Source organism: Terriglobales bacterium, from assembly GCA_035454605.1.
In the GTDB taxonomy this organism is placed as follows: Bacteria; Acidobacteriota; Terriglobia; order Terriglobales; family Acidobacteriaceae; genus DATMAB01.
Genome location: DATIGQ010000160.1, coordinates 1 through 8832, shown reverse-complemented (window position 1 = coordinate 8832; position 8832 = coordinate 1). Strand labels below are relative to the sequence as shown.

Here is an 8832-nt window from a genome sequence, read left to right as displayed (position 1 = left end):
TTACCAGAGCGCCGGGGACATGCGCACCGATCTGCAGCGCCTGAAGCGGGACACCGAGTCGGGCTACGTGTCTTCCTCGGTCGCGGCAGCGGCGGCCGCGGCGGCCGCAGCCAAGCCTCGGCGAAGTGGGCTGTGGACCGGGGCCGGTGTCGCCGTGGTGGTGCTGGCGGTGGCTGCCGGTCTGTGGCTCGGACGCGGCAGGCCCGCTTCGGAATCAGCCCAGGTCGCGCCTTCCATAGCCGTCCTGCCTTTTGTGGACATGAGCGAGGAGAAGAATCAAGAGTACTTCTCGGATGGGCTGGCCGAGGAGCTGCTCAATAACTTAGCCAAGATTCCGGAACTCCGCGTGGCCGCCAGGACCTCTGCCTTCCAATTCAAGGGAAAGAACGAGGACCTGCGTACGGTAGGCGAGAAGCTGAACGTGGCCACTGTCCTGGAGGGGAGCGTGCGCCGGGAAGGCAAGCGGGTGCGCATCACCGCGCAGTTGATCAAGGCCGCCGACGGGTTTCATTTGTGGTCGGAGACCTATGACCGCGAGATCGACGATATCTTCGCCGTGCAGGACGAGATTGCGCGCTCGGTGGCGGGCTCGCTGAAGGCGACCCTGCTGGGAGGAAAGACGGCAACGCTTTCCACTCCGGGTAAGAATGCCGAAGCTTACAGCGTCTACCTGCAAGGGCGGTACTTTTACGGGCGGGGCGGCAAGGAAAACCTGGAGAAGGCGATCGGTTACTACGAACAGGCAATCAAGCTGGATTCCGGCTATGCCCCGGCATGGGTGGGGCTGGCCGAGGTCCGCGGCCGCCAGGCGGATGTGGGCTACCTGCGTGTTGAGGAGGGCTACCGGAAGGCACGGGAGGCGGTGGAGCGGGCCTTGGCGCTCGATGCAAACCTGGCGGAGGCCCACGCGGCCATGGGATGGATCAAGAAGGCCTACGACTGGGACTGGGCGGGAGCGGATGCCTCCCACCAGCGGGCGCTGGCCCTGGAGCCGGGAAACGCCAAAGTTATGCGGAGCGCTGGCACCCTGGCCTTTACCTTGGGCCGCTTTGAAGAGGCCCTGGCCCTGGACCGCCGGGCCGTAGAGCTGGATCCGCTTAGCGTGTCTGCCCGCACCAATCTTGGGATCCATGCCCACTATGCCGGCCGGCCGGAGGACGCAGCAGCGGCTTTGAAGAAGGCCCTGGAGCTCAACCCGGAGGGCCAGGGTACGCACACGCTCCTCGGCCGGGTCTACCTGGCGCAGGTGCGCCCGCAGGAGGCCCTGGCCGAAATGGACCGGGAGCCGGAGCCTGTCTGGCGCCTGTACGGGCAGGCGCTGGCATATCATGCCCTGGGGCGGAAGAAGGAAGCGGACGCGGCCCTGGCGGAGTTTGTGGCAAAGTACCATGCGGACGCGGCGTTCCAGATTGCCGAGGTGTACGCCTTCCGCGGGGAAGCCGACCGCGCTTTCGAATGGCTGGAGCGGGCCTACGCCCAACGCGACGGCGGGCTCTCCGAGATGAAAGGGGACCCACTGCTGAGGAGCCTGGAACGCGACCCGCGCTACGCCGCCTTCCTGAAGAAGATGCGCCTGCCCGCTTGAGTACCCTGATATATCGCCAAGGGTCTTGCAGATTCCGAGCCCCTAGTCAGCCGTGGCGTCCGGCATTCTGAAGGGCAGACCAAACTCATGGACCGCGCTGCGTAGGAGGAGAGAAATCATGCAAGAACGCAAACTTGGAAGAAGCGATCTGGAGGTTTCGGCCATCGGGCTCGGTTGCATGGGATTGAGCTCCGGCTATGGGCCGCCTGTGGACAAGCAGCAGGGAATCGCACTCATCCGAGCGGCAGTGGAGCGCGGGGTCACGTTCTTTGACACCGCGGAAGTGTACGGGCCGTTCACGAACGAAGAACTCGTCGGTGAGGCGCTTGCGCCCGTGCGTGAGCAGGTGGTGATCGCCACCAAATTCGGGTTCAGGATCGAGAACAAGAAGCAGGCCGGTTTGGACAGCCGCCCGGAACACATCAGGGAAGTCGCCGAGGCTTCGCTGAAACGCCTGAAGACGGATGCGATTGACCTGTTCTATCAGCACCGGGTCGATCCGAATGTTCCGATCGAAGACGTCGCAGGCGTGGTGAAAGACCTCATTCGGGAAGGCAAGGTAAGGCATTTCGGCCTCTCAGAAGCAGGCGTCGAGACCATCCGCCGGGCGCACGCGGTGCAGCCTGTAGCCGCTCTTCAGAGCGAATATTCGCTGTGGTGGAGGGAGCCTGAAGCGGAAGTACTACCGACGCTCGAGGAGCTCGGAATCGGATTCGTTCCGTTCAGTCCCCTGGGGAGAGGGTTCCTCACCGGCAAGATCGACGAGAACACGAAATTCGACGCTTCTGACTTCCGCAACGTTGTTCCCCGTTTTACGCCGGAGAACCGCAAAGCGAATCAGGCCGTGGTCGAACTGCTGGGCCGGATCGCGGCGGGAAAGAAGGCGACGCCGGCGCAGATCGCCCTGGCCTGGCTGCTGGCCCAGAAGCCGTGGATCGTACCCATACCGGGCACAACCAAGTTGCATCGGCTGGAAGAGAACCTCGGAGCGGACTCCGTCGAATTGACGCCCGACGACCTCCGCCAAATCGACCATGCCGCCTCGAAGATTCCGGTGCAAGGCGCTCGGTATCCCGAAGAGCTGCAAAAGCTGGTGGGCCGCTGAAACTTCGCGCTGCTCGTCAGCTTGCGGCGCGGTACTCCAGGGCCTCCGCGGCCGGAATCAGCTCCTGCTCCTCGCGGCGCATGTGCGCGCGCAAGGCGTGGGTGAAGCCGAAGCCGAGCTCGCGAATCACCTGGGCGCTTTCCGGAGTGGCATGCTTCAGCTCGCGGTGGATGGCTTCCAGCTTGCTGAACAGAGCCTCGTGCTCCTTGTAAAGCTCGGCCAGCAGGCGGCGGAGGTGCGGCGCTTCGCGCTCCAACTGCGCGTAAAGCCGGACTTCCTTGATGGCGGAGCGGCGGACGAGGTCCTGCTCCAGCACCTCGCGGACGAATTGCATGAGCTTGGCGAACCGTTCGTCCAGAACCTGATCATGGTTGGCGAGCTGGCACATCAGCATTTCCCAGACCAACAAGCGAGTGTCCAGGAGCCGGTTGTGTTCTAGAAGGATGTCCCAACGCTCATCGTGCCTCTCCATAAGGCCTCCTGATCTTCGAGATCAGTTGTGTCCTCACCCTGCGAGGACAGTATGAAAATGTCGTGCCTATGAATGCTCCCCTTACGGGAGAGCGGCTTTTTCCTGATATGCAGTCTTAGTTGCGGGCCAGGAGGCGCGGGTTGCCGGAGCCGGAAGGAATCGTCGTAGACTGGGCCCTGTGGAAATACTCGATCTGGCTGCGGTGGGCGGAGGCCTTTCCGTTATCAGTTGGGCCTACCTGCTGCTGGGGCGCGGCGGATTCTGGCGGGTGCCAAAGCCGCCGGCGCAGGGTGGAGGGACGGGCTCCAGCCAGGGCGGCGTGGCCGTGGTGGTTCCGGCGAGGGATGAGGCAGCGGTCATTGCGCAAAGCGTGCAGTCGCTGGTCCAGCAGACATTTGGCGGACCGCTGCACATCTTCGTAGTGGACGACGGCAGCAGCGATGAAACCGCCAGCGTGGCGCGCGAGGCGGCCGGCCGGGCCGGCAAAGCGGACGCGCTCACGGTGACAGAAGGCCGGCCGGTGCCCTCGGGATGGTCGGGCAAGGTGTGGGCGCTCGAGCAGGGGGTGGAGCGGGCGCGCGAACTCCAGCCGCGATTTCTCCTGTTCACGGATGCGGACGTGGTGCACGCTCCGGAGAGTGTGGCGACTCTGGTCGGCCAGGCGGAACGCGGGGGTTACGACCTGGCATCGTTCATGGTCAAGCTGCGCTGCCAGACGCCGGCGGAGAAGCTGCTGATCCCGGCATTCGTGTTCTTCTTCTTCAAGCTCTACCCGCCGACCTGGATCGCAGATGCGCGTCGCGATACGGCGGGCGCGGCCGGCGGATGCCTGCTGATCCGTCCTGAGGCGCTGGAACGTGCAGGAGGCCTGGCCGCCATCCGCGGGGAAATCATCGACGACTGTGCGCTGGCCCGAGCCGTGAAGAAAACCGGCGGCCGAGTGTGGCTGGGGCTGACGCCGACGACGGCCAGCATCCGGGAATATGGATCGCCGGCCGCAATCGGCCGCATGATCTCGCGCACGGCCTTCAATCAACTGCAGCACTCAACCCTGCTGCTGCTGGGAGCGCTGGCCGCAATGGTGGCCACATATCTGCTTCCGGTAGCGCTGGTGGCAAGCGGCCGGCCGCTGCCCACGCTGCTTGGGACGCTGGCTTGGGGGGCCATGACCGCGGCCTATCTGCCCATGGTTTGGTTCTACGGTCTGGCGGGGTGGTGGGCGCTGTCGCTGCCGTTGGTTGCGCTCTTCTACATGGGGGCGACGGTGCACTCTGCGCTGCAGTACTGGGCGGGGCGCGGCGGGGAGTGGAAGGGGAGAGTACAGGACCGCGGGCGAGAGATGGCCAGCTAGGAGTGCAGCGCCGGGCCCGATCTTCCACCGTTGCGCCGCACGCTGCCATGTGACCAGCGGCACCCTGCCATCGCACCATTCGCTGTGCAGTGGTATGATACGCGCCTTCCCGTGACCCTCACGAAGCCCGAAAACCTGGCCGGCGACTTTTGGGGCGGCCTTTCCGCCATGTTGGTGGCCCTGCCTTCGGCCATCGCCTTCGGCGTAATCATCTTCGCGCCACTGGGGGCGGCATACGCTGCCCAGGGGGCGATTGCCGGCATCCTGGGCACCACCGCTCTGGGCCTGGTAGCACCGGCCTTTGGCGGCACCAACCGGCTGATCACGGCGCCGTGCGCACCGGCTGCGGCCGTGCTTTCCGCGCTGGCTATCGAGCTCTCACAGAAGGGAACCAGCGCGGAGTCCGCGGTGCTGGTGTTGGTCATGGTCGCCCTGCTATGCGGAGTCCTGCAGGTTGGGTTTGGGATGGTAGGCCTGGGCCGGCTCATCAAGTACATGCCCTACCCGGTGGTGAGCGGCTACCTGAGCGGTGTGGGCGTCATCATCATCATCAGCCAGGTGCCGAAATTTCTGGGTGTTCCGAAAGGAGCCCAGTTCTGGCAGGCAGTTTCCAATCCCGGGCAGTGGAACTGGAACGCGATCGTGGTGGGCGTGGTCGCCGTCTCGGTGATGGTGATTGCGCCCAAGCTGACCAAGAAGGTGCCGGCGGCCATCCTGGGCCTGGTGGCAGCGGTGGGGGCCTACTTCGCCCTCAGCCTGATGGACCGGTCGCTGCTGGAGGTGACGGGGAACAAGCTCATCATCGGGCCGCTGGGAGGCTCAGAGGGCGGCTTCCTGGAAGCGACACTGGGCCGCTGGAAAGCGGTGGGCGCGCTCAAGGCGGCGGACCTGAAGCTGGTGTTCATTCCGGCGCTGACGCTGGCGGTGTTGCTCTCGATCGACACCCTGAAGACTTGCGTGGTGCTGGACGCACTGACCCGCAGCCGCCACAACTCCAACCGCGAGTTGATCGGGCAGGGATTGGGAAACGTGGCTTCGACCGTGGTCGGCGGAGTACCCGGAGCGGGCCAGATGGGCGCGACGCTGGTCAACCTGACCAGTGGCGCCCAGACCCGGCTCTCGGGGCTGATCGAAGGGATCCTGGCGCTGGTGGCATTCCTCATCCTGGGCAGTCTGATCGCCTGGATCCCGATTGCTGCTCTGGCCGGCATCCTGCTGGTGGTGGGCTTCCGCATGATGGACCGCAACAGCCTGCATCTGCTCAAGGCGCGTTCCACCGTCCTCGACTTTGTGGTGATCGTGGCGGTGGTGGTGGTGGCGGAAACGGTGAGCCTGATCGCCGCCTCTGCCGTTGGCGTGGGTCTGGCCATCCTGCTGTTTATCCGCGAGCAGATCGGCGGGTCGGTAGTGCGGCGCAGGACTTATGGGAACCAGATGTTCTCCAAGCAGGTGCGACTGCCGCAGGAAATCGAGATCCTGGAGAAGCGGGGCAACCAGACGGCTATCTTCGAGCTGCAGGGCAGCCTGTTTTTCGGCACCACCGACCAGTTGTACACCGAGCTGGAACCGGAACTGAAGACCAAGAGATATGTGATCCTCGACATGCGGCGGGTGCAATCGGTGGACGTCACGGCGGCCCACATGCTCGACCGCATCGAAGACACCATGGCCGAACGCAAGGGCTTCCTTATCTTCAGCCAGATTCCACACAACGTTCCCAGCGGCCGTGACATGCAGCAGTACTTCGACCAGGTTGGGCTGGTGCGGCAGCGGAGCGTGCGCATCTTCGGCGAACTCGATGAGGCGCTGGAGTGGGTGGAGAACCAGATCCTGGAAGAGGAACGGCTGGAGAAAGAACAGGAAACGGCGCTCGACCTGCGCCAGTTCGAGCAGTTCAAGGCCCGCAAGGAAGAGACCTTGGCGGCGCTGGAGGCGTGCATGGAACGGCGGTCGTTCAAGGCGGGAGAGCGGATCTTTGCCGCCGGAGACACGGGCGACGAACTGTTCATGATCCGGCGCGGAGCGGTGCGCATCCTGCTGCCGTTGCCGGGAACCGCCGGCCATCACCTGGCGACTTTCGGGCGCGGCGATTTCTTCGGCGAGATGTCGTTCCTGGACCGGCAGCCGCGCTCGGCGGATGCGGTGGCACATACCGACGCCGATCTGTTCGTGCTCTCTCGCGGGCGGTTCGACGGCCTGGCCGAGGAACACAAGCGGCTGGCCATCAACCTGCTCGAAGGCCTGGCCAAGGCCCTGGCCATCCGCCTGCGCCACACCAACACAGAACTGCGCGCGCTGCAGGAGTCGTAGCGCTTTCCCGCGGACTATAATCGCAGGGCGAGGTGTGCGATGAGCGAGAAGCAGCAGCCTGCGGAGCCCAGCCGAAAGCGACGTGAATTCCTGAAGATGGGAGGCGCCGCCACCGCCGGGTTCCTGGCGGGCAGTGTGGTGCAGCCGCGCGCCACCGCGCTGCCGCCCCTTCCGGAGAATCCAGCCACACCCGCGGCCATGTCCACGCGCAACCTGGGAGACACCGGCTACCAGACGGCGCTGTTCAGCCTGGGCGGGCAAGCGGCCATCGAGCAACCGGACAACGAGAGTGCCGCGGTCGCCATCGTGGAGCGCGCGCTCGACCTGGGCGTGAACTACGTGGATACGGCAGCGGCTTACGGCGGCGAAGCGCGCTGGAGCCAGCGCTACATCGGGCAGGTGATGAAGCGGCGGCGCTCCCAGGTCTTCCTGGCCAGCAAGACGCACGACCGCACGCGAGACGGCTCACTCAGGCTGCTGGAAGAATCGCTGCGCCTGCTGAACACGGACCACCTGGACCTGTGGCAGGTGCACAACCTCTCGCGCATGGAGCAGGTGGAGCAGATCTTCGCCAAAGGCGGCGCCATCGAAGCGCTCCAACAGGCGCGCGATCAGAAGATGGTGCGCTATCTGGGAGTGACCGGGCACGCCGACCCGGAGGTGCTCATCGCGGCCATCCAGCGCTTTCCGTTCGACACCATCCTGATGGCGCTGAATGCCGCCGACAAGCACCATCGCAGTTTCATCGAGCGGTTGCTTCCCATGGCGGTGGAGAAGCAGATGGGGATCATCGGGATGAAGGTACCTGCGCGCGGACGCATCCTGGCCTCGTGGGCGCCGGCCACGGGCGACCCGTCTTCATGGGCGGGAGGAAGCCGCCCGGGAACGCTGGCCATGCGGGAGGCGCTCTACTACGTGCTTTCGCTGCCGGTGAGCACGGTGATCATCGGCTGCGACTCGGTGGCGCAACTGGAAGAGAATGTGGAGCTGGCCCGCCGCTTTACGCCGCTGAGCGAGTCGCAGATGGCCACGCTGGTAGCTCGCACCGAGCCCATCGCCCGCCAGGCCCTGTTCTTCCGCCGGGCGTAGGCAGGAGTCTTCGATGCTTGAACTGGACGCCGTGCGCATGGAGTTTCCGGCGGACGCCAACATCATCGTCGGCCAGTCGCACTTCATCAAAACGGTCGAGGACATCTACGAGGCCGTGGTCGGGACGGTGCCGCAATGCAAGTTTGGGCTGGCCTTCAATGAAAGTTCCGGCCCTTGCCTGACGCGCACTGAGGGCAATGACGAGGAACTGCGCGCGGTGGCCGTGCGCAATGCCCAGGCGCTGGCCGCCGGGCACGTATTCGTGCTGGTGATCCGCGGCGCGTATCCCGTCAACCTGCTGCCGGCGCTGGGCCGCGTACCGGAAATCTGCTCCATCTTCTGCGCAACGGCCAACCCGGTGGAGGTCGTGGTGGCAAAGAGCTCCCAGGGACGCGGCGTCCTGGGAGTGATTGACGGCAACGCACCCATGGGAGTGGAAGGTCCGGAGGAACAGCGGGCGCGGCACGACTTGCTCCGCAAGATCGGATACAAGAGGTGAAACGCCGGGCAGGGAGCGCACGCCCCGCATGTTCCTGCATCACTGAAACCGAAGGCGCTTCGCGCTAGACTTAGTGCACGCTGCCGCCAGGCAGCAAGGAGGTTGCCATGCCGGTCCAGAGACTGAAGGAATTCCTCGACAAGGAAGGCGTTCGCTACGTGAGCATTGCGCATTCGACCGCATTCACGGCGCAGGAAATCGCCGCGCTGACGCACATTCCCGGCCGGGAGATGGCCAAGACCGTCATCCTCAAGCTTGACGACAAGATGGCGATGGCGGTGCTGCCGGCGTCGCGCCATGTGGACCTGGGCGCGGTGAAAGCGGCGGCTAAAGCGAAGCATGCCTCGCTGGCCACCGAGGCCGAGTTCCGGGAGAGCTTTCCTGACTGCGAAACCGGGGCCATGCCGCCGTTCGGGAATCT

At 65.0% G+C, this 8832-nt stretch carries 8 protein-coding genes; 7 read left to right on the top strand and 1 reads right to left on the bottom strand.

All coding sequences use genetic code 11. The features are described from left to right. Positions 1 to 1585 (top strand): tetratricopeptide repeat protein (locus tag VLE48_11510; protein ID HSA93630.1); only part of this gene is annotated, 1585 nt, incomplete at its 5' end. 118 nt (positions 1586 to 1703) lie between these two features. After that, a complete protein-coding gene (locus tag VLE48_11505; protein HSA93629.1) occupies positions 1704 to 2690 on the top strand; it encodes an aldo/keto reductase in 987 nt (328 codons plus the stop codon). A gap of 16 nt (positions 2691 to 2706) precedes the next feature. On the opposite strand, the gene VLE48_11500 is transcribed toward VLE48_11505, so the two are convergent. Next, positions 2707 to 3162 carry a hemerythrin domain-containing protein gene (locus VLE48_11500; protein HSA93628.1) on the bottom strand — a complete coding sequence of 152 codons (456 nt, stop codon included), beginning with the start codon at positions 3160 to 3162 and terminating at the stop codon, positions 2707 to 2709. A gap of 178 nt (positions 3163 to 3340) precedes the next feature. On the opposite strand from VLE48_11500, the gene VLE48_11495 reads away from it, so the two are divergent. The 5 genes from VLE48_11495 to VLE48_11475 all read left to right on the top strand — a co-directional run. Further along, on the top strand, positions 3341 to 4513 hold the full coding sequence (locus tag VLE48_11495; GenBank protein HSA93627.1) for a glycosyltransferase: 1173 nt from the start codon (positions 3341 to 3343) through the stop codon (positions 4511 to 4513). 111 nt (positions 4514 to 4624) lie between these two features. Then, a complete protein-coding gene (locus VLE48_11490; GenBank protein ID HSA93626.1) occupies positions 4625 to 6823 on the top strand; it encodes a SulP family inorganic anion transporter in 2199 nt (732 codons plus the stop codon). Between the two features lie 39 nt (positions 6824 to 6862). Next, positions 6863 to 7912: an aldo/keto reductase gene (locus tag VLE48_11485; protein HSA93625.1), complete on the top strand. Its 1050-nt coding sequence runs from the start codon at positions 6863 to 6865 to the stop codon at positions 7910 to 7912. A gap of 13 nt (positions 7913 to 7925) precedes the next feature. Further along, complete coding sequence (locus VLE48_11480) at positions 7926 to 8411, top strand: adenosine-specific kinase (GenBank protein HSA93624.1); 486 nt, start codon at positions 7926 to 7928, stop codon at positions 8409 to 8411. A 107-nt stretch (positions 8412 to 8518) separates the two neighbouring features. Then, a partial coding sequence (locus tag VLE48_11475; protein HSA93623.1) for a YbaK/EbsC family protein occupies positions 8519 to 8832 on the top strand: 314 nt, incomplete at its 3' end.

Excerpts from the sequence above, each read along its gene's own strand:
- VLE48_11505 (HSA93629.1), top strand. The coding sequence starts at position 1,704 with ATGCAAGAACGCAAACTTGGAAGAAGCGATCTGGAGGTTTCGGCCATC.
- VLE48_11500 (HSA93628.1), bottom strand. The coding sequence starts at position 3,162 with ATGGAGAGGCACGATGAGCGTTGGGACATCCTTCTAGAACACAACCGG.
- VLE48_11485 (HSA93625.1), top strand. The coding sequence starts at position 6,863 with ATGAGCGAGAAGCAGCAGCCTGCGGAGCCCAGCCGAAAGCGACGTGAA.
- VLE48_11480 (HSA93624.1), top strand. The coding sequence starts at position 7,926 with ATGCTTGAACTGGACGCCGTGCGCATGGAGTTTCCGGCGGACGCCAAC.